The following is a 24,283-nucleotide window of genomic DNA, read 5'->3' as shown; positions in this document are numbered from 1 at the left end:
CGGGCCGGCCCGGTGGCGCGCGTCGCAGGTCTCGGCTCACCGGGCCGGGCCAGGTGAGGGATTCGGTCTCGGCCGGGAGGTCGAAGGCCAGGCCGCTGGAGCCTTCGCCGCGGCCGGTGCCGTGGCGGGCGCTGAGCCAGACGTCGACGCGGCCGTCGCACCAGCGGGTGCGGTGGTAGGCGACGGTGACCTTGGCGCCGGTCTGCGGAACCTCCTCTTCGTTGAGGAAGTACGAGCGCTGCGGGGTGGCGTCCAGGCCCTCGCGGAGAATCGTGGTGCGGGGGTGGACGGGCTCGGTGTCGATCTCGCTGGGCATGGCGGCGCGCTGGGGCTGGATCTTGCGGCTGTCGCCGGTGACGTGCACCGGGACGAAGGGGATCCAGTGGCCGGGGACCGAGGTCATGGCCAGGTAGGCGAGGGGGGCCAGCGGTACGGGCTCGGCGGCGTAGTGCGCGGTGAACAGCAGCCGGTCCTCATTCAGCTTCGTGCCCGGCGCGAACTCCATGGCCAGCCAGTGGTCGTCGGTCCGGTACGGCAGTTGGACCGGCACCAGTTGCGGCTCCACGAAGTCCGGCAGATGGCCGAGCAGCCCTCCGTCACCGCGCAGCGCGTCGCTCAGGATCACCATCTGCTCCCAGCCGCGGCTTCTCCCTGACCCTGGCGATGCCGTGCAGCCAGTCGTCCACCGGGAAGTCGCGCCCCGCGTCCTCCAAGTGCTTGATCAGGCCGCCGCTGTCGTCGCGGGCCTTCTTCCAGTCCGAGGCGAGCGTGGTCGACGGCGCGTACTGCGGTACGGCCAGGACATCCTCGCCGAGCAGGGCCTTGAGGGTGTCGAGTGCGGCCTCCACCCGGTCGGCGGCGGCCAGGCGGCGGGCGGCGTCCTCCCAGGCGAGCAGGACCGCGTGCCGCGCCAGCAGATACAGCAGGCGCCGCAGGCGGCTTGTCGCCTGCGAAGCCCCGTTCGAGCCGGATGGTCTCCAGCTCGTGCTCGGCGTGCCGGGCCAGAGCACGTGCGAGCACCGCCGACTCGAGCCTCGCACAGTCCGGCGAGGCCATCCCGCCCGTTTCGTTGAGGACGATCTCCGCATCGGCCCGTACGCCGCGAGTTCGCCGAGCACGGGCCGCCGCGGAGTCCCGGCGGCGGCCCGCACTTCGCCACCGTCACGCGGCCGGAGCGCGACTGCGAACAGGTAAGTGACCTCCTGGTGGAAGAGCATGTCGGCACGGTCGTCGAGAACGGGCTCGCCCACGCCACCTCAGCGCCGGCGATCAGCGAGGCACTGCTGCGCACCGGATCACCGAACCTGCGGCACGTGGTGATCGACCCGCCCCAGTACACGGCGTACGACGGTGTCGGATGGGAACTGCTGCTCAGCGCCGACCTACGACTTCGCCGAACTGGTCACCGAACCCTCGCAGCGCTGCCTTGCCCCGCCCGCCGACGCGGGTGTCACCGCGGACGCCGCGTTCGTCGACGGCAGCCACCACTTCCACAACGTGTTCGTCGATCTCCACTTCCTGGGCGAGATCGTCCGGCCCGGCGGCATCGTGCTGCTCGACGACGAGCCCAGGTTTGTCCCCTTCATTGATTGAGCTGTTTCCGCTTGGTCTTCTGCGTCAGACTAGCCAGTGCAGGTGCGGGCTACGGATGCTCACATGCTGCTGGGGGAGGAGCATGAACCGGGCACATATCGGAGCGCTGGTCAAGTCCGCCGCTGATGGTGACAAGGCGGCGTGGGATGCGCTCGTGACGGAGTTCAGCTCGCTGGTGTGGTCCGTGATACGTGCTCACGATCTCTCAGACGCCGAGAGCCACGGCGTCTACCAGGAGGTCTGGTTCCGCTTCATCGTGGCCATGAAGGCTTTACCCGAACCCCGAGACGCTGGGGTATGGCTCGCTGGAACCACGCGCCAAGAGTGCCTGGAAGCGCTGAGATACCCCAGCCACGATGCCTCGAAGCTGCACGACTGGGTCGACTGGGTCAACGTGGAGGCCCGCGCGAAGTCACGACCTGAAGGCGTGGCAGTGACGGTTGGCGAGGCTGAGCGGATCCGGATCCTGTGGGAGGAGTTCGAGCAGCTTGGTGCGCGGTGCAGGCAGTTGCTGCGCACTCTGATGGCCTCGCCACCACCCACCTACCAGGAAGTGGCAGCCGGGCTGGGCATCGCTGTGAACAGCATCGGACCGTTACGCCAACGCTGTCTGCGCCGTCTCCGGGCCCGGCTCGAGGAACGGGGCGGCCTGGACAGCCGAGGCGCCCCGAATACCGCTGACATTCCTGGATTGCCTACGCCCCGTGCGAGCATCACGTCCCATGCCTTCGGTACCGGCGATCAAAGCCAGACCGGCGTCACGGCGGGCGGCGCGGTTGAGCCCTCTCTTGCCACAGGGAGGGAGAAGCCGCTTACCGACTCCTCGAAATTGCCGGGCTGCCAAGCCCAATTGACACTCCTGGACGACGATCCTCGTGCCGGGACACCCGTGCGCCTGGCTGTGAAGCTGGTGGTCGAAGCAGCGCACCCCTGGGCTCGTTCGTCGGGTGTCCGGCCTTTACTGGACATCGTAGCGACGCCGTTGAGCAGTGCGGACGTGGTGCCCGACATGGTCATGTACCGCCTCCAGGGAACGGATTCCGCGCAGTTCCGTGTGACGGCCATGAGGCCCGGCGCCCACCGTATCCGGTTCACTTTTCTGCACCACGACACGGGTGTCGCCCTGCAACAGGTGGAGACCGAGCTGGACATCGCGGCCTCTGGGCCCATGGGAAGAGAAGATATGCGGCCCGAACTGCCCGAGGGGAGGTCCTGACTCAGTGCCCCGCAGGCTCACCGCTCAAGTCGTTCAAGATCCCAGCGACGGCTTTCGCTTCCTGCCGCACCTGGAGGTGCGGCCGCCCGATCTTCGCGTCAGCTTCGATGTCCTTGGCGGCGGGCGGATACGGGCCCGGATGTCGGGCACGGCCGTTCCAGCGCTGCAGGGCACCGAGCACAAGGCCGACTTGAGCGCCCGGCCTGACGAGGTTCGCGGTGCCGCCGCCCGGCTCTGCGCACGCTGGAAAGAACGCTTCGTTGACTTCCAGCCGGTCGACGACGAGGGACGGACGCTGCTGGATCGACGGCGTCCGTACGCGACAACCGCCGATTTGAGCGATGAGCCAGAGGATGAGCTGCGGCAGGTCGTGGCCGATCTGGCGCGTGGCGGACAGTCCCTGCTGTTTGACACGCTGCTACGTGGAGACGACGCCCGTACCGAAGTGTTCCGCGGCTACCTGAATTCGGCGCTGTCTCGCGAAGGGCTGCGGATACGGTTCGATTCCGACCTGCACTTGCCCTGGCCCTTGCTCTGCACGCCCGCCGCCTCCACCACGTCCATGGCACCGTTGAACACCCTGCTCGCCCGCTTCCTCGGCTACCGGCATCAGATCGAACACACTGGCGACGCCTACGCATGGATCGGGCCGCCGCGCACGGCTCCGCGGCGGCCCATCGTCAGCCTGAACCACGACCTCCGCGTCGGCCGTGTGACGCGGGCGGACGAAGTCGCCAAGGCACTGGCGGACAACACCACGTGCATCGTCCGCACGACCTATGAGGAACTGGTCCGCGACTTCGGAAAAGCGGATCTGGACGAGCAGCTAACGTACTTCTGGTGCCACGGCGAGTTCATCGGCAACGAGCCCGAACCCCACATCCTGGTCCTCAGACTGACGGACGGCACACCCTTCGACGGTCACACCGTGCGTGAGCTGCGGGCACGTCACCGGCACGGCTATTTTCGACCCTTCGTCCTACTCAATGCCTGTCATGCCGGAGTCGTCGGGGCGAGTATGGACCGTTCGTTCCTCGGACGCATGCTCATCGAGCACGGTGCGCAGGGTGTCCTTGGACCACTCATCTCGATGCCGCAGGCATTCGCTGCCGAGTACGCGCTCGAGTTCGTCACCCGTTATCTCCGTGGTGAAGCGACCGCTGGCCAGATCACGCACGAACTAGCCCGGCACTTCGCCATCCGTTACCGCACCCCCCTCGGGTTCGCCTATGGACTGCACTGCGGCATGGACGCCCGCCTGGAACTCGCGAACGGAGGCCGAGCATGAGCCACGGTGCGGCGGTGGAAGTAGTCGACCTGGACGAGACCGGCTGGCTCCTCGACCCCGACACCGGTCAACCGGTATCCGATCACCGGCTGCGTGACCACCTCGCAGACCGTCTCGCCCCGCCTAGCTGGGCAACGGACATCCTCGTCTACGTCCATGGCTGGCAGACATCTCCTGGCTCCGCCCACCGCACCGCCGAACGGCTGCTGGCCCTGATGAACGCCGCCCTGACCGCGGTCCCGGACCACTACCCAGCCCTGGCAGGGGCCTTCAGTCCGTGGTGCATTGCTGTCCGCTGGCCGTCATCCAGCCGGCTCACCCCGGCCGGCTACCGTAAAATCCGGGATCGAGCGCACACCATGGGGGCGCTCGGCGCAGGCGGGCACGCCGCACACATCCTGGGACGGCTCCTTGGCTACCTGGACGCCGGGCGCGCCGATCCCGGCGCGGCACCCGTACTCGCCAACCGCGACGGGCAGTACCTCCACCTCGTCGGACATTCCTTCGGCTGTCGCTTCCTTTGCGAGGCGGTGCAATGGGCGGCAGACCCCCACATCGACGACACACTCGGCTGGAGCGCGGCGGGCCTTCCCTCCGCCCGGCCCTTCACCGTGGACAGCCTGCTGCTCTTCCAAATGGCCGCGCGACGCGACGCATTCATTTCGCTCTTCCCTCGCCTCCTGCCCAACGGCGCGTACGACGGTGCTCCCCTGAGGGGTCCCATCGTCACCACATACTCCCGCCACGATCGAGCGACCGGATTCTGGCACCTGCAAGCAGAACAGCAGTCCGGTATCGGGCACGCCGGAATCGGCCCCGCACCCGCACCCATGTTCACCACGCGCATGCTGGCTCTCAGCGAGCGGTATCCGCTCTCCGCCCTCGATCACACCTTCGTCAACGTCGATGCCTCCGAGGTGTACGTCCGCGGCCATCGCCTGAACCCGGCCGGAGCCCACTCCGACCACGTACGCCTGGAGTCCGCCCATCTGCTGCTCACTCTCGCGGACTACTCACGCTGATCAGCAGCGGACGGCCGACCGACGGCCTGGTCGTGGGTCACCATGCTCGTCGTCACCCGCGAGGGTGACCACCGCTACAGGCTCCCGCCCCACCGGCGTGCCCTGGTCGACCTGGTGTACCTGCGTCGGCACGACGCCCTGGCGCAGATGCGGCGGCGGGGCTTCTGGGTGACCACACCCGTCCGACGCCCGCCCCACCGAGAACTCACACCGATTCAGCCCACGACGAACCGAGCGTCATCAGCGGCAGGAGCACCGGTCGAACGGGGTGTCGCAAGGTCGGAGTCCTGGCGGAACTTCCGCAGGGCACGCTGCAGTCCGAACCGCCTGACGTCAATCGCCGCAGCCATCCTCACCCGGGAGCGCCAGCGCTGAAAACGCTCACTGATACCCGACTGGCCTGCGCGCTTGCACACTCCGCGTCCTTGTCTGAGGGCTCGGCACGGGAAGCGGCGGCCGTCGTGGGGACGGTCGGCTGTCAGATCACCGGGGGCCGGCCGAGACGGGTCATACGGGCCACAGTCGCCCACCGCATCGGCAGCCGCCGGCCCGCCGAGGTACGGACCCCTTCCCAGAACCCGCCGCCCCAGGCCCGCAGCCCGCCCAGCGACCGGGCCCGCACCAGCGTCAGCACCGCCCACACGCCCAGGTAGGCGGGGACCAGCAGTGCGGGCAGGTGCCGTTTGGCCAACCAGACCCGGTTGCGCGCGGTCATCCGGTAGTACACCGCATGCCGGGCCGGAGAGGACTTCGGATGCTGCAGCAGCAGCGACGGCTCGTAGACCACCCGCCAGCCCGCATCCAGCGCCCGCCAGGCCAGATCGGTCTCCTCGTGCGTGAAGAAGAACGCCTCCGGCCAGTCCCCGACCTGTTCCAGCATGGCCATCGACAGGGCATGGCCGCCGCCCAGGAACGTCGTGACCTCACCGCCGCGCATCGGGTCCTTCGCCCGCAGCCGCGGCACATGCCGGCGCTGCGTCTGTCCGTGCTCGTCCGCGATCCGGAAGGAGACGATTCCCAGCCGACCGTCCGCGGCGTACAGCGCGGCGAGCTTCGTGAACACATTGGTGTCGACCAGTAGGCCGTCGTCGTCCAGGTTCACCACCACATCGACGTCGCCCGCGGCACGAAGGTGAGCGATCGCCGCGTTCCGGCCGCCGGAGACCCCCAGGTTCTTCGGCAACTCCACCCCGTCCACCCCGGCCGGCAGCCCGGGAAGTGGTGTGCCGTTGCCGACCACCACCACTCGCCGAGCGGGCAGATCCTGCCTGGCCACCGACCCGAGCAGCGCTGCCAACTCGGTCGGCCGATTGCCCATGGTCAGGACAGCGACCCCAACACGCGGGTGACCCACAGGCGAACTCCCCTCAACCGGACGACGCCCCGCAGCCTAACCGCCCCCGCCCCGGCCCCCGGGCCGCAGCACCGGGAAGAACCCGCCGTTCCCGACGTCCCCGCCCGGCTTGTGGGCGACTACCTCACCGCCCTCGCCGACCCGCCCCTGGTCGGCGCCCCCTACGCCGACCTCGACCACCGCGACCTGACCTGGTGGCTCGCCCACCGGCCCGACCTGCACACCCCGCGCCCTCGCCGGAATCGAGCACCGCATGCACCCGACCTGCCGCATCCACTCCACCGCGGTCATCGGCACTGACGTGACCGTCGGGCCGGGGGCGCACGCAGTGGGAGCTCACCACCGTCCGCGGTCATACCGTGATCGGCTCCGGTGCGTCGGTCGGCTTCAACGGCGAGGTCACCAACGCCTACCGCGGCGTCGGCACCGTGCTGGAACTGGCGGACAGGTGGTCGTCGGCGCCGAGCAGGGTGCGGTCGATGCCGATGGGGCGCTGCCGCCACCTGCTTGGGCGCCCCCATCGGACGCTTCTGCCAGATCCACCTCCCACACGTCATAGGTCCCGCCCACGTGGTCCCCGGGCACCAGCCGGTCAGGACGGACAAGACGCCAGGTCCCCGCGCCCGCCCGCGCTGGCCAGGACGCAAGAGAGCCCGGGCCGCAGGAGTGACCCTTGGCTCGGGCCTTCGGCGGCGTACTGGGGGGTGGGGCGTCTCGACGGGGCGGGGAGGCCGGTATGTGCGCGCCTGCGCCAAGACCAGGCGCGTGCACTGGTTCAGACGCAGCGCCGGCTGGAGGAGTCCGTGTCCGAGGGCAGGGCCCCGGTGGGTGTCGGGCCTGCGCCGGGGGAGGGGCGGCACCTACCGCCGTCAGGACTCGGCGGCGGACACGTGGCAAGCCAACTCGGTGGCCAGGCGTCGCATGACCATGCGATTGGCGTGCCGCATCGTGGCCCGTACGACGGGAGCCAGCAGCCGGTCGGCGAGCGGGGCGCGTACCCACGTGTACGTGAACGAGACGCGGGCCCCGCCGGTGGGTAGCCGTTCGATGGTGTAGGTGCCGCGGCCCTGCCGTCGGCCGGCCGCGCTGACGTTGCGTTCGACGATGCGCCGAGGGGCCTCGGCCTCGACGACATCGATGGTGACGTCGGTCTTCGTGCCGCCCAGCGCGGCGGTGACGGTGGCGCACGATCCGATGCCCCTGGCGGGGCCGGTGTAGCGCCAGTTGGTCAGGTAGTGGTCGGTGAACCGTTCGTGGTTCGCCATGACGTCGAGGAAGCCGTAGACCTGTTCGGGAGTCTGAGGTACGTCGATCGACACGGTGACAGACTTCATGTACCACACGGTACATGCGCCATGTACCGATTGGTACAGTCGTGACGTGGTGACCATGGACGACTCGCATCCCGAGGACGAGGCCGAGCAAGGCGCGTACTGGGCTCGGCGCGCACAATTGCTGAACGCGGCTGTCGACCACGTCGCGGGACACGGCATCGCGGACCTGAGCCTGCGCGGGCTGGGCGCCGCGATCGGCGTCAGCCACCGCATGCTGATCCACTACTTCGGCTCCAAGGAGCAACTGCTGGTGGAGATCGTCCGGACGTCGGAGCGACGCCAGCGCGACGTGCTGTCCCGGCTCCGCCTGGAGCCCGGTCTCTCGCCCGCCGACGTCGCGCGGCTGCTGTGGCGGCAGCTCACAGCCCCTCGGCTGGCCGGTCAGCAGCGGCTCTTCTTCGAAATCTGCGGGCACGCGCTGCGCGGCCGCCCCGAGGCCGCCCTGGTCCTCGAAGGGCTGGTGACGGACTGGCTGGAGCCGCTCGTGGCCGCCGAGGTCGGGGCGGGGGCGGACCCTGCCCTGGCCCGGAACCGGGCCAGGCTGGGCCTCGCCACCGTCCGCGGCCTGCTGCTGGACCTGCTCGCCACCGGTGACCGCGCGGGCGTCGACGCGGCGATGGAGGAGTTCCTCCGGCTGTACTACGGCTCGGAGTGAGGGAGTCACCGATCAGGCGTAACGACTGGGCCAGACGTCGTACCACCATTCTGACTGATCGTTTCAGGATGAGGTTCGACGTCGTCTCAAGCACATGAGACTGCACGGGAGTTGGAGCGGGTCCGAGGCGGAGGTCGGCGCGTATCTCGTAGCGGATTCCGCAGGCGCTTGAACTGGTAGAGCCAGGCGAAGGTGCGCTCCACGACCCACCTGGTCCTGTCCGGGCCGGATCCGTGGGCGGTGCCCTTACGCGCTCCCACAGGTCACCAGGCACATGACCTGGCACCAGCAGAACTCAGTTCTGCCCACCAGCCCAACTGGCAAGCTCTTAGCCGAAGTCACTCCAAAATGATCACTAGGTCGGCTGTCTTCAGCGGTGTTGCGCTGGGCGTGGCAGGCGTACCGAGTGCCGCTCCCGTGACCGCCGCCCCGGCGTCCACCCACAGCCCCGTCGAGGTGGCGGCGGGCAGCGGTGATGTCGAGGCCGCCGTGTCGGGCAGCGCCGACCGGGTGTTGTGGACCGGCAGCAGCGCCGGCTTGGCCGGCATCAAGTGGATCAGGCACTCAGGCGCGGAGGGCAAGACTTGCTGCGGCAGCTTCGCGGGGAAGTTCTGCGATCGCAAGATCGCGGTGAGTACGTCCTGCTCGAGGCCGAGTGGCAGGGCAAGGGCTGGAGGACGATCCGTGCCGCCGCCAACGGCGAGAGCGTCACGACGACGGCGACACCACGACACGGGACCGGATCGACCGGGTCCGCTCGCAACCGTGATCGACGCGGACACGTTCCTGATCGCCGCGCACCGCACCACCGACCCCCCGGACTGGCGTGGCTGCACACAACCCGGGCCGCCGACCGCCGACCGCCGGCCGCCGCGTCACCGTGAGATGACCTCGTCGGACGTTCGGGTGTGGTCCAGTCCACCGTTGGGTGCCCTGTGCAGGGAAAGGGTGGCCAGGCCCGGTGGATTGGTCTAGTCCCTTCCTGGTCCAGACCATTGACCCGCCCTCCGGCGGGCGCTATTCCAGTAGTCGGCAACACCGTCCCCACCCCGGGACACAGGCCACCCCCTCCACACACCGGGACTGACATGAGACTCGTGCGTTCCTTCCGCGCGGCCTTGACCGCGGCTGCCACCACGGCGGCCGCAGTGGGCCTCGCTCTCACGGGAACCAGCACCGCACAGGCCGCGACACCTCTGCCGAACCACGTCTTCGCCCCCTACTTCGAGGCATGGACCGGTGAGAGCCCCGCCGCCCTGTCCGCCCAGTCGGGTGCCAAGCACCTGACGATGGCGTTCCTGCAAACCGCCACCAAGGGCTCCTGCACGCCGTACTGGAACGGCGACACGAGCATGCCGATCGCCGCCTCGACCTTCGGGGCGGACATCAAGACGATCCAGGGCAACGGCGGTGACGTCATCCCCTCCTTCGGGGGGTACACGGCCGACACGACCGGCACCGAGATCGCGGACAGTTGCACCGACGTCCAGCAGATCGCCGCCGCCTACGAGAAGGTCATCACGACCTACGACATCTCGCGGCTCGACATGGACATCGAGATCGACTCGCTCGACAACACGGCCGGCATCGACCGCCGCAACAAAGCCATCAAGATCGTCCAGGACTGGGCCGCGGCCAACGGACGCAAGGTCGAGATCTCCTACACCCTGCCGACCACCACGCGCGGCCTCGCGGACAACGGCAAGGCGCTGCTGCGCAACGCGGTGAGCAACGGCACCCGGGTCGACGTCGTGAACCTCATGACGTTCGACTACTACGACAACCAGCCCCACGACATGGCGAAGGACACCCAGACCGCCGCACAGGGTCTGTACGACTTCCTCGCCCAGCTTTACCCGGGCAAGACCCCGGCCCAACTGTGGAACATGGTCGGTGTCACCGAGATGCCGGGCGTCGACGACTTCGGCAAGGCGGAGACCTTCACCCTGGCCAACGCCCGGACCGTGTACGACTGGGCGGTCGCCAAGGGCATCAACACCCTGTCCTTCTGGGCGCTGCAACGGGACAACGGCGGCTGCCCGGGCGGTCCGGCCGCCGACAACTGCTCGGGCATCGAGCAGAACACGTGGGACTTCACGCGCATCTTCGCGCCGTTCACCAGCAGCGGCCCCACCAACCCGGCCGATGACTTCTCCGTCGCGCTCACCCCGGCCACCGGGTCCGTGACGGCCGGCCAGTCCGTCACGGCCACCGTGAAGACGGCCGTGACGAAGGGCGACGCCCAGAGCGTGAAGCTCAGCGTCAGCGGAGTCCCGGCGGGCGTCACCGCCTCCCTCAGCCCCACGTCGGTCACCGCGGGCGGCTCCTCCACGCTCACCCTGGCCACCACCTCCGCGGCGGCGTCGGGCACCTACACGGTCACTGTGACCGGCGCGGGCGCGTCGGGTAGTCACTCGGCGACGTACTCCCTGACCGTCACCGGCGGCACCGGCAACCAGTGCACGGCCGCCCCGTGGGCCAAGGACAAGGTCTACAACAGCGGCCAGCAGGTGTCGCACAAGGGTCATTCCTGGAAGGCCAAGTGGTGGACGACGGGCGAGGAGCCCGGCACCACCGGCCAGTGGGGCGTCTGGCAGGACCTGGGCGCCTGCTGAACCGCCCCGTGACCACCCACCGCGGGTGCCCCGACGGCACGTGAGGTGAAGCCTCCTCTCCCAGGACCGCTTCCGAGTGGTCCTGGGAGATCCGCGCGCCCGGAGCACCGTGGACGCGCCGCGGTCCGCCCGTCCGGACACGGCTCAGGTGCTCCTCGGCATGGTGATCGGAACCGCCACCGGACTGCACAACGCGGCCACCGTCGTCCTGCCCATCGCGCTGGCCTTCGTCTTCGGCTATGTGCTGACCATGCGGGGCGTGCTGCGCGCCGGTCTGCCGGTCCGCCAGGCGCTGAAGGTCGCGCCGGCCGCGGACACAACGTCCATCGCTGTGATGGAACTGATCGACAACACCATCATGGGGGGCGTCCCCGGAGCCATGGAGGCAGGTCTGTCCCAGCCTCTGTTCCGGGCCTCGCTCGCGGCGTCGCTGGCCGTTGCGTTCGTGCTGACCACTCCGGTGAACCGGTGGATGATCGGCTGCGGCAAGGGTCACGCCGTCGTCCACGCCTTCACTGACTCAACCACCGCCACCAGCACCGCCGCCGGGCCCCGGGCAGGGGTACCTCCGGTCGTGTTTGCGTGTGCCCCCAGCGGTAAGCCCGACAGGTACCGGGGGCCGCACGCGCGGAGCCGCCGGGCCCGCCGGCCTCTGTAATGAGATCGATGAAGGAGGCGATGGGCGATGACCATGGTCAAGGACATGCTCGCCACCTACCCGCAAGACCTCGGAGGTGTCGACCAGGACAAGCTCACCCGCTGCATCGAGGAGTGCATCGCCTGTGCCCAGGCGTGTACGGCGTGTGCCGACGCCTGTCTTTCCGAGGGAATGGTGGGTGAACTCACCAAGTGCGTCCGCACCGACATGGACTGCGCCGACATCTGCACCGCCACCGCGGACGTACTCTCCCGGCACACCGGCTACGACGCCACCATCACGCGGGCCGTCCTGCAGACGTGCGCCGTGGTCTGCAAGGCATGCGGCGACGAATGCGCCTCCCACGCCGACATGCACGAACACTGCCGGATCTGTGCCGAAGCCTGCCGTTCCTGCGAGCAGGCATGCGACAACCTCCTCGGCGCCCTCGGCTGACACCGCACCGCGGTAGAAACCGGGCTCAGCAAGGCCCACGGGGCAGCGGCTCTGCCTTCGCCGACCGTGGCGCCCTGCTGGCCACATCGAGCCGCCCTGGCCGCGTCGACGTCCCGGGACGTGAGCCCGGCGCCGACGCCGCCACGCATTGTCACGGCCGGACGGTCCGCCCGATCCCGGAGAGGGAGCGGGCGGACCGCCCGGCCGTGACATCGTTGCTCGGCGCTGTCACCGCTCATGGTTCACACCCCGGTTTTCTCGCCCAGCGCGTCGGGCCGGCTGCTCTGCTCGGCGTCGGCCGTGGCTGCGGCCTTCTCGGTGCGCATCGTCAGGAGGGTGATGAGTCCGCCGACGGCGGCGATGACGGCAGCCGCGGTGAATGCCGCGCTGAAGCCGTCGGTCAGGGCGGGCAGGTCACCGAGTTCGCCGGCGCCCTGAGAGGTGGCCAGAGCGGTCAGCGCCGCCAGGCCGAGCGCGGAGCCGATCTGGTAGGTGGTGTTCACGATGCCGGAGGCCAGGCCCGCCTGCTCGGCCGGAGCGCCGGACATGGCCGCCATCATGGCCGGGATGTACGCCAGGGCCATGCCCAGCGCCGCCACCAGCGAGGCGGGCAGCACGTCGACGACGAACGAGCCGCTCGGCTCGACGGCCGACAGCCACAGCAGACCGGCCGCGAGAACGAGCAGACCGCCGCCGATCAGCGGCTTGGCGCCCAGACGCGCCAGCAGCCGGGCCGTGACCGCGGTCATGAAGACCATGAGCAGCCCCGTCATCGGCAGCAGCGCCGCACCTGAGGCGAACGCCCCGTAACCGAGGACCTGCTGCAGGTAGAGGTTGAGGAAGTACCACATCGGGATCCACGCGGCGCCCAGCAGCGCCATCGCCAGGTTCGCCGAGCCCAGCCGCGGAACGCGCCAGATGCCCAGCGGCATCAGCGGCTGACGCGAGGTCTTCTGCAGGATGAGGAACAGCACCAGTAGGGCAGCGGCGCCGACGAGTGCGAACACCGTCCGCGTGGCACCCCATCCGATTTCCGGCGCGCGGACCACGGCGAACACCGTGAGCGCGAGACCGGCGGTGACGGCCGCTGCGCCCAGCACGTCGATCGCTCCGCGACGGGGGGCGACGGACGGGAGCAGCTTGGTCGCGGCGAGCGTGGCGGTGCCGATGGGGACGTAGATGATGAACACCCAGGGCCAACTGAGCCATTCGGTGAACACGCCGCCGAGGAAGACGCCCGCGGTGCCGCCGGCCGGGGCCGCCGCGCCGTAGAGGGCCATGGCCCTGCCGAGTTCCTTCGGGTCGTGTGCGAACAGCGTCATCAGCAGGGTCATCGCGGCCGGGGCGATCAGTGCGCCGCCGACGCCCTGGACGGCACGGCCGACGACCTCCACCGACGCCGTCTGCGCGGCCGCCGCGACGACGGATCCGCCGATCAGCACGGTCCAGCCGGCGGTGAACACGCGGCGTGCGCCGAGCAGGTCGGACAGGCGCCCGCCGAGGAGCAGCAGACCGCCGAAGGCGATGACGTAGGCGTTGAAGACCCACTGCAGCTCGCCCTGCGAGAAGCCGAGGTCCTTCTGCATCTCCGGGAGTGCGACCCCGATGATCGAGGTGTCCATGATCACCATGAACTGGGCGGTGGCGAGCACGGCGAGTGCCCACCAGCGCTTGGGACTGACGGTTGGCATTGCCTTCCCCTCTCTGACGCAAATACCCCCTGGGGGTATCTCGAATCAGGACCATAGCATACCCCTAGGGGGTATAAGAGGTGAGGTGGAAAGGTGTGAAGCCCTCGAACAGCGCTCTGGCCGCTGCTCCCCAAGGAGCCGCGGCCAGAACGCCATCTCGTGTGCACTTCGGCCTGCAGCGGCCGGTCTGCCTGCCTCCCGTGGCCTGGCCGGTACAGATGCCCGGCCACCGCCGCGGCGGCAACATCCGGCATGGAAAGCGGTCGTCGTGACACCTCCTGCCGACCCCATTGCGCCGCAGGAGGGCTGCAGGGCGAGACGGGGGAGCGGACCCGGTGATTCGCCCCCCGTGCTGGGAGGGCGAAGCGTCGGCCTGCCTCGAAGCCGCGCAGCCGCAGGCTGTCGCCGACCACGAACACCGACGAGAAGGCCATCGCGGCCCCGGCGATCATCGGGTTGAGCAGTGCCGCCGTGGCGAGTGGGAGCACTGCGGTGCTGGAGACGAAGGCCCAGAACAGGTTCGACTCGATGGTGTCGAGGGCTTCGCGGGCCACCCCGATCGCGTCGGCGGCTGCGCGCAGGCCGCCGATTACCAGGGTGAAGGCGCCGGCTTCGATGGCTGCGTCGGTGCCGGTGCCCATGGCCACTCCCAGGTCGGCCTGGGCGAGCGCGGCCCTCCTCGGTCACCGCGTCGCCCAGCGCCGACCCCGACCGGCACGGACTCGCCGGTGAGCATGAAGGCGTCGACGGCGGAGCTGCCCTCGACGCCGAGCCTGTCGGTGGCGATCTTCTCGCTCGGCCGGACCAGGAGGCGGTCCCCGGCCCTCAGCTCACCGACAGGGATCTGCTCCTCCCGGCCCCCGCGCAGCACGGTGACGTCCTTCGCACCGGGTTCCAGCAGCGCCTTCAGCGTGGCGCCGGCTCGCCGCTCGGACCGGGCCTCGAACTGCCCGGCGGGCACCATCGCCGGCACGATCACCGGGACGGCGAGCGGAACGGCCGTGATCAGCCGCTGCCGCTGCCGCAGCGGCCGCGGCTCATCACCGTCCCCCGTCTGCCGGCTGGAGCCGGCGGCGCCCTGCGCGGAGTCCGGCTGTGGCCGGCGGGCGGTGCATCCGGTGGCCTCGACGGTGGCGATCAGGTCCGCGATAACAAGGTCCGGCCAAGGGACACCTTGCGCCACTCCTGGCGCCCGTCGCCCCGTACGAAGTACCGCACGCGGCGCGGCGCATGACAGGCGTGCGGCTCCTTGCGGGTACGGGCCGCTCAGGAAGCCGATGGCCGCGCACGCACTACCGGGTGGTGCTCCGACGGTGCGCGTCGGTGCGGCCCCAGGCGGGTGGACGAGCGGTCGGCGAAACCCTGATCCGCACCCCTGGTGCGGTGAGGGCCCCGCTGCCATGATGAGCCGTTCGAACGACCATGCGGAAACACCAACTGACCAGGGGAGGCGCCGTGCTGACCACGGCAGAGCGAGTCCGTGCCCTCAAGGACGAGGACTTCCGGCTGAGTCTGACGCGGGAGTTCCCGGACCACCCGGCCGGGAACCCGGCCGAGGAGGTCTACGTGTCCGCCGGGCAGGCGGCCAACACCTGCGAGTCCTACTCCAGTTGCGCACGGATGTGCAGCTACTGACCCGACCGCCCGCCGCGCCGCACCCTCGCGGGGTGCGGCGCGCGGTATGAGCCGACCCGAGGGGGTACCGCCGTGGTGGACACGTCCCCGCTGCGCCTGGCCGCCGCCCGCGCCGTCCCGCTGAGCCGCCGGGGCCGGGCCACCGTCACCGACGCCTCCCTCGGCGGGCGCGCCGACCGCGTACTGGCCCGCTGGCGGGCACAACGCCCGTTCGATCAGGACGGCTGGTTCGAAAGGCGGCTGGCAGCCGACTCCCTCGACCCCGGCCTCCTGCGCGACCTGCTCACCGAGCCCGCCGCAGCCCTGGCCGAACGGCTGGGCGCCGAGGAACCGTGGGCGCGCCACCTGGCGTCCGTCTTCGCGGAACCCCCGCCCACCCCCGCCGTCGAGATCCCCGACCGGGACGCCTTCGCCACCCTGGTCGCCCCGCTGCTCACCGCCGCCCGCGACCGGCTGCGCGCGGGCATCGCCGCCCTCGGCCCCACCCCGTTCGGCACCCCCGAGGAGATCACCGCCCACCTGCTGCCGTCCCTGACCGCCCCCGCCCACGCCATGGCCGTACGCACCATGATCGTGGAACTGGAGGTCGCCCGGCTCACCGGCCAACTGACCGGCGCCACCCCGCAGGAGCGCTACCGCGACTTCGTGCTGCGCCTCGCCGACCTCGCGCGGGCCGTCCAGATCCTCGCCGAGTACCCGGTCCTGGCCCGCCGCCTCACGGTGGCCGCCGAGCAGTGGACCGACACCCACCTCACCCTCGTACGCCGCCTCGTGGCCGACCTGCCCGACGTCTCCCGCACCTTTTCCCCGGGCGTACCCCTGGGCCGCCTGACCGAGATACGCACCGGCCTCGGCGACGCTCACCGGGGCGGCGCCACCGTCACCGCCCTGCGCTTCGCAAACGGCACCCGGATCGTCTACAAGCCCCGCCCGCTCGACGTCGACCTCCACTTCCAGGACCTGCTGCGCTGGCTCAACCCCCGGCTGCGGCTGCCGCTGCTGGAGGTCACCCACCTGCCCCGGGACGGCTACGGCTGGGTGGCCCACGTGGCGGCCAGGCACTGCGGCGACGGGGCCGAACTCCATGCCTTCTACCACCGCGCCGGGACGCTCGCCGCCGTGCTCTACGTACTGGACGCCGTCGACTGCCACGCGCAGAACCTCATCGCCCACGGGGACCAGCCCGTACTCGTGGACTGCGAGGCGTTCTTCCACCCCGACCTGCGCGAACCCGCCAAGGACCTGTCCTCCTCCGAACGCCTGGCGCGCCATGACGCCGCCCACTCGGTGCTCCGGTCCGGACTGCTGCCCCAGCGGGTGTGGGACGAGGACGGCAACGGCGGCGCGGACGTGTCGGCCCTCGGCTGGGACCCGGACCAGGCACCGCCCCGCACCGTGCCGTACGTGGACGGCGAAGGCACCGACCGGATGCGCATCGCGTACCGGCCGATGAACCTCCAGGGCGTCAACAGCCGGCCCCTCCCCGCCGACCAGCCCCTGGAACTGGCGGACTTCGCCGACGACCTCGACGCCGGGTTCACCGAGGCGTACCGCATCATGGCGCGGGCCAGACCGGGGGTGCGCCGCCTGCTGCGGGCCTTCGCCGCCGACCACACCCGGCTGCTGCGCCGCGACACGCTGGAGTACCGCAGCCTGCTCGCCGCCGGTGACCACCCGGACCTGCTGCGCGACGCCCTGGACCACGACCGCCACCTGGACCGGCTGTGGGCGCTGGCGGCCTGGGAGGAGAGCGCCGAAGCCTTCCTCGCGCACGAACGCGCCGACCTGTGGAACAACGACGTCCCCCTGTTCACCGTCCGCCCCGACGGCGTCGACGCCCACGCCTCCACCGGAGTCCTCATCCCCTCCGTCGTCGACCGGCCCGCGCTCGACACCGCGCTCGACAAGCTCGACTCCCTGGGCCCCGCCGACCTCGCCCGCCAACGCGAGCTCCTGCTCCTGTCGGTGACCACCGCCACCGGTACGAGCGAACCGTCCCGCCCGCGGGTCGCCGCCCCCCGTCCGGACACCCCGGCCCCGGCCCCGGACCCCGGGGCGATCCGCGCCCGCGCACTGGCCAAGGCCACCGAGGCCGCCGACCACCTGCTGCGCCGGGCCTACCGGGGACCGGCCGACCTGGCCTGGATCGGCCCCAACTGGACTCCGCCCGGCCGCTGGGCCCCCGCTGAACTCGGCCCCGACCTCTACAGCGGCACCGCGGGCATCGCCCTCTTCCTCCACCACCTCGCCCTCCGCACGGGCGAGGCGACATACCGGAACGCCGCCCGGGCCGCCGGCGTCACCCTCCGCCACCAGGCCGGGCGCCGCGCCGACCGGCTCACCGGCGGTCTGACCGGCACCGGAGGCATCCTCTACACCCTCGCCCACCTCACCGCCCACCGACCCGACGCCCGACTGGCCGCGCTCGCCGACACCCTCGTCCGACGAGCCGCCGCCACCGCCGCCGAGGACGAGTCCTTCGACGTCATCGACGGCTGCGCGGGCACCATCGCCGGGCTGGCCGCCTGGGGAGCGGTGCACCCCTCCGGCGCGGTCACCGACGCCCTCGCCCGCTGTGCCGGGCGGCTCGCGGACCGGGCCGCCCCGCAGCCCGGCGGCGGGGTCGGCTGGCTGCCCCGCGCGCTGGCCGGCAGGGCCGACCGGCCACTGGCCGGGTTCGCCCACGGAGCCTCGGGCATCGCCTGGGCGCTCACCAGGGCCGGGAGCCTGCTCGGTGACGAACGGCTGGCCGCCCTCGCCCGGGAGGCGCTGGAGTACGAGCGGACCCTCTTCGACGCGGAGGCCGCCAACTGGCGCGACGTACGCGCCGACGGCTCGCCCGGCGCCGCCGCGTCCCACCCCGTGCTCTGGTGCCACGGGGCGGCGGGCATCGCCCTGGCCCGCGTGGAGCTGTGCGCGGAGCTGGACGACGCCCGGCTGCGCCAGGAACGCGCGGTGGCCCTGGCGACGGTGGCCCGCGACGGCTTCGGGCACAACTTCTCCCTCTGCCACGGCGACCTGGGCAACCTGGACCCGCTGCTCCTGGCGGGCGGGGCGGCGGCGGGCACGGCACTGCGGCAGGCCGCCGTGACCCTGGATGCGCTGGAGGCGCGGGGCTGGGTGTGCGGCATGCCGAGCGGAGTGCACAGCCCCTCGCTGATGACCGGGGTCGCCGGGATCGGCTACGGACTGCTGCGGCTCGCCGCGCCGGAGACCGTGCCCTCCCTGCTGGCCCTCCGCCCGCCCGGGGCGACACCCGTTCGGTGAGGTCACGGGGGCGCACCGGGACCGCACCGTTCCTTCAGGTGAAGCGCCACTTACCGGGTCCGGTGGGGGGTGCCTCGACGTCCTTCGCCAAGCAAGGCGTGGGGTTCTGGGTTCGTAGAAGGTTCCGTCGCGGAGCCGGGCGAACAGGACGCTGATGCGGTGGCGGGCGAGGCGGAGGAGGGGCTGGGTTGGGGTTGGGCCGCAGGCTGGGCAGCAGTCGTAGTGGCGGCCGGTGCAGGAGGCGAGGCGGGCGACGTTCGGGAACGAGCTGACTTGTACTTGGGGAGCCCTGCGTTGTTCGTGGACGGCGGCAAGCGACTCGGCCAGGGACGGAACGATCACGTCAAGGGTGCCGGTCCCTGGGTCGATTGCGAGTTCGGCGGTTTCGGCGCCGGAACACCAGGTGCCCACGCCAGACCTTTGTGGATCAGATACCTGGCCTGACCCGCAGGCACGGGCCATCGCACCGAGCGGCTGCGTTCGATGCTGGCCGCAGTCGGTCTCGCCCTGGCCGGCCGGGGCCGCCGCCCGGCCGGCTGCCGTCCTCGGCGTGTCCGTCAGCCGGAGCACGGTGTTACGCCTGGTCGATGCGCTACCCGAGCCGGAGGTGCCCGCGCCGCGGGTTCTCGGCGTCGACGAGTACGCCACCCGCATGGGCCGCCACTACGGCACTGTCCTGGTGGACGTCGAGACCCGCCGTCCGATCGGCTCCCTCCCAACCGGGAGGCGTCCAGCCTGGCCGCCCGGCTCGCCGAACGGCCTGGCGTCGAGGTCGTCCTGCGGGACCGCGCCCCGCCGAGCACCGCCGTGGCCACGGCGCGATGTACGACGGCCTCAATCAGGACCGGAGCGCCACCGGCCGGCTGCGCTCGCTGCTGGCCGGGCTTCCGCTGCCCCGGTGTCCGGACAGGCGGCTGGTCCTGGCCGTGGACGTCCTCCCGTGGCTGCGTTCGGACGCGCCCTGCTCTCCCGGGCGACTGTTCTGCCATGCCTACGGCCGGGCGAAGACAGCCTCACAGCTCATCCCCGGCTGGCCGTACTCGTTCGTCGCGGTGCTGGAGATGGGCGCCACCTCCTGGCCGCAGATCCTTGACGCGGTCCGCCTCGGCCCGGCCGACGATGCACCGCGGTCACCGCCGCCCGGCTCCGCGATGTCGTCGAACGGCTCATCGCCGCAGGCCAGCGGCAGCCTGGCGAGCCGGACATCGTGATCGTCACAGACGCCGGATACGACCTCACCCGCCTGGCCTGGGTCCTGCAAGACCTGACACCTGCCTGTCGAACTGGTCGGGCGGGTCCGCGGCGACCGCGTGACGCGGTTACCGAAGCCGCCCCGGATCTACGACCCCAAGGGCGGCCGGTCACCGAAGCACGGTCCGGAGTTCCGCTTCGCCAGGCCGGAGACCCGGCCCGAACCAGCGGTCACCAGACGCACCGCCACGGCGAACTACAGCAAGGCTGTCACCCAGGCATGGGACCGCGCGCACCCGCGCCTGACCCACCGGGCCGCCTGGCTGGACCGCGAAGGCGAACTCCCGCTGATCGACGGCACGTTGGTGCGCCTAGAAGTCGAGCACCGGTCGAAAGGCCCGGTGTGGTTGTGGTCCTCCAAGGCCGTGCCACCGACGCGGACGTCGACCGGGCCTGGCAGGCTTTCCTCCGCCGGTTCGACCTGGAGACACGTTCCGCCTGTTCCAGCAGACTCTCGGCTGGACGAGCCCCGGCCGCGAGAACCGGAAGCAGCCGACCGGCCGGCCTGGCTGATCATCGCCACCTGCCCCCAGCTCCGGCTCGCCCGCCCACTGACCCAGAATTCGCGGCACCCGTGGGGCAGGACGGCACGGCGAAGCCGCCGGGACGACGCACCGCGACGGCCCCCGCCCGGTCGGAGACCGGGTCGCGGGTCGAGGGTCGCAGTCGCGGGTCAGAGGACGATGTCGCGGGTCAGAGGACGATGTCGCGGCCCGGACCGCCCTCGGCCGTGTCCTTCCCGGGACCGCCGCCGATCAGGTCGTCACCCTCCTCACCGTGGAGGGTGTCGTCGCCGGGGCCGCCGAGAAGCAGGTCGTCGCCGGGGCCGCCGAGGGCGTGGTCGTCGCCGGGGCCGCCGTACGTCCTGTCCTCGCCGCCGTACGCCTCGATCAAGTCATCGCCCCGGCCGCCAGTCATCCACTGGTCACCGTCGTCGCCCATCAGGTGGTCCGCGCCGTCGCCGCCGTCCAGGACCGCGCGGCCCATGACCATGTCGTCCCCCGCGTCGCCGCGCACCGTGTGTGCGGTGTGGGCGTGCAGGGTGTCGTCACCTGTGCCGCCCCGCACCGTGCCCACAGCGGGGTCGCTGGTGACGATCATGTCGTCGCCGTCGCCGAGGAAGACGTCGATCCGCTCGGGCCGGCCGCTGCCGGTGGGCAGTTCGCAGACGACGAAGGTGTCGATTCCGGGTTCGAGGTATGCGCAGTGATCACCGGGTGCGAGCGGGACCTGGTCGCGGAAGCCGATCTGCCGGGTGCCGACGCCGTGGTCCATGGGGATCACGTGGAGGTCGTTGGCCTGCCCTTCGGCAGCGGTGAAGACGACGGACCCGGTCGCCCGGTCGACGCCGACGCGGGCTTCCGCGTCCCCGGTGACGGCGGGAGCTGCGGCCGCCGGACCGGCGGCAAGGACGGTGGTGAGCAGGACCACGGTGGCCGTGGCGGCGCTGGCTCCGTGTCGGTTCATGAGACCTCGTCTTCGATGTGGCGACCGGTGGGTCGCTCTGTCGGGGAAGGGGTACAACGGCCGGGGGCAGCGGTCAGCGGCGGCCTTGACGGCGTGGTCCGCGTGACCGCCGTGGCCTGGACCTGGTGGTCTGGTCCGGTGCGGGAGTTCAGTACGGACGGCGGCTGGGCGCGCGGCCGCGCTGCGGTGCCCCGGACGGCTCACGGCGGCACCGTCCGGCTCCACTCGTCGGCCGCCACCACGAGACAGGCCGCCACCAGGACGACGTTCTTGATGATGTACTGGCCCTCCAGCGTGGGGACCGGCACATCCCCTTGCCACATCTCCCCGGGAAGCAGCAGGAGCGTGGAGAAGACGCCGGCCATGTGGACGAAGAACCCGATCAGAGCCACGCGCAGCAGGACTGTGTGACGAGGCCGAGGCCGAGGCCGATGGCCGTCTCGGCCGCGGCCAGCATCCATAGCGTGACGTCCGGCGGCAGCAGCCCGAGCATGAGCTTCGTCGCGCCCCGGACGGCGACCCCCTCGGCGGGGCTGGTCGCGGGGAAGAACTTCAGGACGCCGAACCAGAGGAACACCGCGCCCACGGACACCCGGAGCAGCGCCGGACCGCGCCACTGGATCCTGTCGGCCAGTGACCTGACCGCCCGGGTGACCCGCCCGTCGTTCCCGGTTGCCACCGGGGCGGTCTCCCGGGGGAGGTGAGAGCGTCGCTCGCCGGTGCCTTCCATCGTCGTACCCACCCTTCCGTACGGTCGTCCGAAGGCCCTCGGCCGCTGGCGCACCGGGGAAGGTGGCGCGGTGCCGGGTGCGCTGAGTGACGGGCGCGCCCGCCACCGCCGCCCACCCGGCCCGGCAGGACCGGGTGGGCCACCGCGTCAGCTCACGTTCACGTCCACGCAGGCGTAGAAGGCGTTGGCGGTGTCGGCGATGTTCCACACGGCCAGCACCTTCTGCTTGCCGGTCAGGCTGCCGAAGTTGACCTGGTGGGTGACGGTGGCCCCGGGCCGGGCGCCGCCGTCATTGAACTCCGCGATCTTCCGGCCACCTGCGTAGTACTGCCAGGTGGAGGTGGCGTGCTGGGCTGTCAGCCGCCAGTTGAAGCTGGTGGTCCGGCTGACCGGGGTGACCTTCCAGCCCTTGCTGTCGTTGTCGAGCTCGGCGAAGGCGGAGTTGCCTCCGCTGCAGCTCATCAGACCCTTGGGGCCCTCGACGCTCTGCGGCTCGTACTTGATGGAACCGCAGGAGACCGTTCCGGCGGCACACTGGGCCTGGCGACTGGGGGGCGTGGAGATGTAGCCGTGCGCGCTCGCGTTACTGGCCGGCAGGGTCACGGCCAGCAGCGGAGAGATCCCCGCGCCGACGGCGATGGCCAGCATCCTCTTGCTCTTCATGACAACTCCTGTGTGGGGGTTCGCGCCTGCCCGTCCGAGGACGAGAAGGCATGAGCATGTCAAGCAGCGCCGCCATGTCACATGGGGTGTTTCATGGTGGCGAGGTAGAGAGTACCCCGCTTGGTCTAGACCAAGCGAGACCTCGCGCACGACCGATGCGTCTTGGGACCAGGGGCCCTCCGTAGCTTCGGCGACGCTTACCCTGCGGTTGAGGGTCCACGTGGGGAGACAACGGCCGGACACGGCTTCGCACCTCACCGTGCCGTGTGCGAGGACAACCTGGTGTCCGAAGGAGCCTGGTTCTGCGTCGTCGGCGTGTTCCCCGAACGCATACCCGGCACGCCGCACTACGCCGATGAACCACCGGGCCGACCTGCCACTGCGCCCGCCGACGTTGGATTCCGTTGGTTTCCGTGCGGGGAACGGTCAGGGTGACCGCGGCTCGCTTTGTCTTGCCGTGGTGACTGCGCGCCGCGATTGGCCCGGTTCTGCTGGCGGGTGTTCAGCCTTGCCGCTCCGGTTCACAGCTACGCGGAGCAGCAGACCGCGCAGTGGCTCGGCTGAAGCTCAGGACGCAGTAGGGGCATTCACCGGCATGGGGCTCTTGAAGTCGGTGAGCGTGAGCGTCGCATCGATGTCGGGGCCGGATGCGAAGTGGATCTTCTGGTGCACGCGCACGATCCGGCCCTCGTCGTTGATCCATGCCTCAGCGTCGATCGCGGTCGCGGAGCGCAGGTTGCGTCCGACGGTCCTGTCCACCGACTCGATGTCCTTCGGGTTGAGATGGGCCGACACCTCCCATGCCTCGCTTCTCCGGTGCACGGAGGCACGGTGACCGAGCATGAGCCGCACGTACTGCGGGAGCCGGTCCGTAGGTATGCCTCCCTTTGCCGCCGACGCGGGAAACTCCTGCCACATCCCCTGCGTTCCGCTGGCCCGCCGGTACACAGTGCGCCGGGTGTACACGACGTCCTCGGTGTACTCCTCGGTCGTGTCTGTCGTACGTCCGGTGAAAGGCGCGTTGAGGTTGACGCGCCCCTCCATGAGCTGGAGTCGTCTGGTTCCCGACTGCGTGACGGCTGTGAGCGCGGCCGAGTACGGAGCGTCGTCGGCCGCGGCCAGCCGATCGCGTACTGCCTGCGGGCCGCTCTTCGACGGCGCGGGCTGGTTCGGTGGCGCGACCTGATGTGAGGCACATGCTGAAAGCACCAGTGCCGACAGCACCAGTACCAGGTGCGCGGTTCGGTGGAGCAAGGGTGGGTCCTCTGAGTGTCGGGCCTGGGAAGGAGACGATCCTGGGCCGCAGGCGGGTGGGGCACTCATCCTGCTCCACCTCGCGGATCAGGCCAGACGCTGGGAGGAACGGCATGATCAAAAGCACGCCAGATGGTTACGGAATCGCCTCCTCT

21 protein-coding genes and 7 pseudogenes are annotated in these 24,283 nt (G+C 70.7%); 14 read left to right on the top strand and 14 right to left on the bottom strand.

Annotation, left to right across the window (positions count from 1 at the left end; genetic code table 11):
• Positions 1-596: 596 nt before the first annotated feature.
• Positions 597-1,010, bottom strand: coding sequence for a hypothetical protein (locus IE316_RS30540; protein ID WP_190207774.1), 414 nt, complete (start codon positions 1,008-1,010; stop codon positions 597-599).
• A gap of 340 nt (positions 1,011-1,350) precedes the next feature.
• Between IE316_RS30540 and IE316_RS30535 the strand changes: the two genes are divergently transcribed.
• From IE316_RS30535 to IE316_RS30515, 5 genes and pseudogenes are all read left to right on the top strand, one after another.
• Positions 1,351-1,593 (top strand): class I SAM-dependent methyltransferase, encoded by a 243-nt coding sequence (locus IE316_RS30535; protein WP_190207773.1) that lies wholly within the window; start codon positions 1,351-1,353, stop codon positions 1,591-1,593.
• An 82-nt stretch (positions 1,594-1,675) separates the two neighbouring features.
• Positions 1,676-2,245 (top strand): annotated as a pseudogene (locus tag IE316_RS36325) (RNA polymerase sigma factor); the annotation flags it as partial.
• Positions 2,246-2,813: 568 nt separating this feature from the next.
• A complete protein-coding gene (locus tag IE316_RS30525; RefSeq protein ID WP_190207771.1) occupies positions 2,814-4,097 on the top strand; it encodes a hypothetical protein in 1,284 nt (427 codons plus the stop codon).
• Entirely contained in the window at positions 4,094-5,119 is a 1,026-nt protein-coding gene (locus IE316_RS30520) for a hypothetical protein (RefSeq protein ID WP_190207770.1), read from the top strand. Before IE316_RS30525 ends, IE316_RS30520 begins: the two co-directional genes overlap by 4 nt.
• Before the next feature lie 42 nt (positions 5,120-5,161).
• Positions 5,162-5,494 (top strand): hypothetical protein, encoded by a 333-nt coding sequence (locus IE316_RS30515; protein ID WP_190207769.1) that lies wholly within the window; start codon positions 5,162-5,164, stop codon positions 5,492-5,494.
• A 103-nt stretch (positions 5,495-5,597) separates the two neighbouring features.
• On the opposite strand, the gene IE316_RS30510 is transcribed toward IE316_RS30515, so the two are convergent.
• On the bottom strand, positions 5,598-6,473 hold the full coding sequence (locus IE316_RS30510; RefSeq protein WP_190207768.1) for a glycosyltransferase family 2 protein: 876 nt from the start codon (positions 6,471-6,473) through the stop codon (positions 5,598-5,600).
• A gap of 111 nt (positions 6,474-6,584) precedes the next feature.
• Between IE316_RS30510 and IE316_RS30505 the strand changes: the two genes are divergently transcribed.
• Positions 6,585-6,773 (top strand): hypothetical protein, encoded by a 189-nt coding sequence (locus IE316_RS30505; RefSeq protein WP_190207767.1) that lies wholly within the window; start codon positions 6,585-6,587, stop codon positions 6,771-6,773.
• A gap of 569 nt (positions 6,774-7,342) precedes the next feature.
• Here the strand turns inward: IE316_RS30505 and IE316_RS30500 are convergent.
• Entirely contained in the window at positions 7,343-7,807 is a 465-nt protein-coding gene (locus IE316_RS30500) for an SRPBCC family protein (RefSeq protein ID WP_190207766.1), read from the bottom strand.
• 55 nt (positions 7,808-7,862) lie between these two features.
• Between IE316_RS30500 and IE316_RS30495 the strand changes: the two genes are divergently transcribed.
• Complete coding sequence (locus tag IE316_RS30495; protein WP_190207801.1) at positions 7,863-8,462, top strand: TetR family transcriptional regulator; 600 nt, start codon at positions 7,863-7,865, stop codon at positions 8,460-8,462.
• Between the two features lie 63 nt (positions 8,463-8,525).
• Here IE316_RS30495 and IE316_RS35725 read toward each other — a convergent pair.
• Positions 8,526-8,716: pseudogene (locus IE316_RS35725) on the bottom strand (transposase); the annotation flags it as partial.
• An 84-nt stretch (positions 8,717-8,800) separates the two neighbouring features.
• Positions 8,801-9,010, bottom strand: a complete 210-nt coding sequence (locus tag IE316_RS30490) for a hypothetical protein (RefSeq protein WP_190207765.1) — start codon at positions 9,008-9,010, stop codon at positions 8,801-8,803.
• Between the two features lie 540 nt (positions 9,011-9,550).
• On the opposite strand from IE316_RS30490, the gene IE316_RS30485 reads away from it, so the two are divergent.
• From IE316_RS30485 to IE316_RS30475, 3 genes and pseudogenes are all read left to right on the top strand, one after another.
• Positions 9,551-11,077 carry a glycosyl hydrolase family 18 protein gene (locus tag IE316_RS30485; protein WP_190207764.1) on the top strand — a complete coding sequence of 509 codons (1,527 nt, stop codon included), beginning with the start codon at positions 9,551-9,553 and terminating at the stop codon, positions 11,075-11,077.
• A gap of 151 nt (positions 11,078-11,228) precedes the next feature.
• A pseudogene (locus IE316_RS30480) lies at positions 11,229-11,591 on the top strand (DUF4396 domain-containing protein); the annotation flags it as partial.
• 171 nt (positions 11,592-11,762) lie between these two features.
• Positions 11,763-12,170 carry a four-helix bundle copper-binding protein gene (locus tag IE316_RS30475; protein WP_190207763.1) on the top strand — a complete coding sequence of 136 codons (408 nt, stop codon included), beginning with the start codon at positions 11,763-11,765 and terminating at the stop codon, positions 12,168-12,170.
• Positions 12,171-12,412: 242 nt separating this feature from the next.
• On the opposite strand, the gene IE316_RS30470 is transcribed toward IE316_RS30475, so the two are convergent.
• The 3 genes and pseudogenes from IE316_RS30470 to IE316_RS36315 form a co-directional block, all read right to left on the bottom strand.
• A complete protein-coding gene (locus IE316_RS30470) occupies positions 12,413-13,861 on the bottom strand; it encodes an MFS transporter (protein ID WP_190207762.1) in 1,449 nt (482 codons plus the stop codon).
• 374 nt (positions 13,862-14,235) lie between these two features.
• A pseudogene (locus IE316_RS36320) lies at positions 14,236-14,575 on the bottom strand (heavy metal translocating P-type ATPase); the annotation flags it as partial.
• A 40-nt stretch (positions 14,576-14,615) separates the two neighbouring features.
• Positions 14,616-14,825, bottom strand: a pseudogene (locus tag IE316_RS36315) (P-type ATPase actuator domain-containing protein); the annotation flags it as partial.
• A gap of 491 nt (positions 14,826-15,316) precedes the next feature.
• Here IE316_RS36315 and IE316_RS30460 point away from each other — a divergent pair.
• Both IE316_RS30460 and IE316_RS30455 read left to right on the top strand, forming a co-directional pair.
• Entirely contained in the window at positions 15,317-15,496 is a 180-nt protein-coding gene (locus IE316_RS30460) for a hypothetical protein (protein ID WP_181794033.1), read from the top strand.
• A gap of 72 nt (positions 15,497-15,568) precedes the next feature.
• Complete coding sequence (locus tag IE316_RS30455; protein WP_190207761.1) at positions 15,569-18,763, top strand: type 2 lanthipeptide synthetase LanM family protein; 3,195 nt, start codon at positions 15,569-15,571, stop codon at positions 18,761-18,763.
• Between the two features lie 90 nt (positions 18,764-18,853).
• Here IE316_RS30455 and IE316_RS30450 read toward each other — a convergent pair.
• Positions 18,854-19,141: pseudogene (locus IE316_RS30450) on the bottom strand (IS110 family transposase); the annotation flags it as partial.
• Between IE316_RS30450 and IE316_RS36420 the strand changes: the two are divergent.
• Positions 19,129-19,558: pseudogene (locus tag IE316_RS36420) on the top strand (ISL3 family transposase); the annotation flags it as partial. The pseudogenes IE316_RS30450 and IE316_RS36420 sit on opposite strands and share 13 nt — an antisense overlap.
• Positions 19,559-19,584: 26 nt before the next feature.
• Positions 19,585-19,974, top strand: a complete 390-nt coding sequence (locus tag IE316_RS36310; protein WP_373311353.1) for a transposase — start codon at positions 19,585-19,587, stop codon at positions 19,972-19,974.
• A 733-nt stretch (positions 19,975-20,707) separates the two neighbouring features.
• On the opposite strand, the gene IE316_RS30440 is transcribed toward IE316_RS36310, so the two are convergent.
• From IE316_RS30440 to IE316_RS30425, 5 genes are all read right to left on the bottom strand, one after another.
• A complete protein-coding gene (locus IE316_RS30440) occupies positions 20,708-21,481 on the bottom strand; it encodes a calcium-binding protein (RefSeq protein ID WP_190207760.1) in 774 nt (257 codons plus the stop codon).
• A gap of 200 nt (positions 21,482-21,681) precedes the next feature.
• Positions 21,682-21,873, bottom strand: coding sequence for a hypothetical protein (locus tag IE316_RS36135; protein ID WP_308438951.1), 192 nt, complete (start codon positions 21,871-21,873; stop codon positions 21,682-21,684).
• Positions 21,864-22,160 (bottom strand): DoxX family membrane protein, encoded by a 297-nt coding sequence (locus IE316_RS36130; RefSeq protein ID WP_308438950.1) that lies wholly within the window; start codon positions 22,158-22,160, stop codon positions 21,864-21,866. The genes IE316_RS36135 and IE316_RS36130 overlap by 10 nt, the downstream gene beginning before the upstream one ends.
• Before the next feature lie 198 nt (positions 22,161-22,358).
• Positions 22,359-22,874 carry a lytic polysaccharide monooxygenase auxiliary activity family 9 protein gene (locus IE316_RS30430; protein WP_190207759.1) on the bottom strand — a complete coding sequence of 172 codons (516 nt, stop codon included), beginning with the start codon at positions 22,872-22,874 and terminating at the stop codon, positions 22,359-22,361.
• Positions 22,875-23,441: 567 nt separating this feature from the next.
• Positions 23,442-24,128, bottom strand: a complete 687-nt coding sequence (locus IE316_RS30425; RefSeq protein ID WP_229910624.1) for a hypothetical protein — start codon at positions 24,126-24,128, stop codon at positions 23,442-23,444.
• Positions 24,129-24,283 lie beyond the last annotated feature (155 nt).

It is taken from the genome of Streptomyces fumanus (assembly GCF_014655295.1).
GTDB classification, from domain to species: domain Bacteria; phylum Actinomycetota; class Actinomycetes; order Streptomycetales; family Streptomycetaceae; genus Streptomyces; species Streptomyces fumanus.
This window is presented reverse-complemented; position numbering and strand designations above follow the sequence as displayed.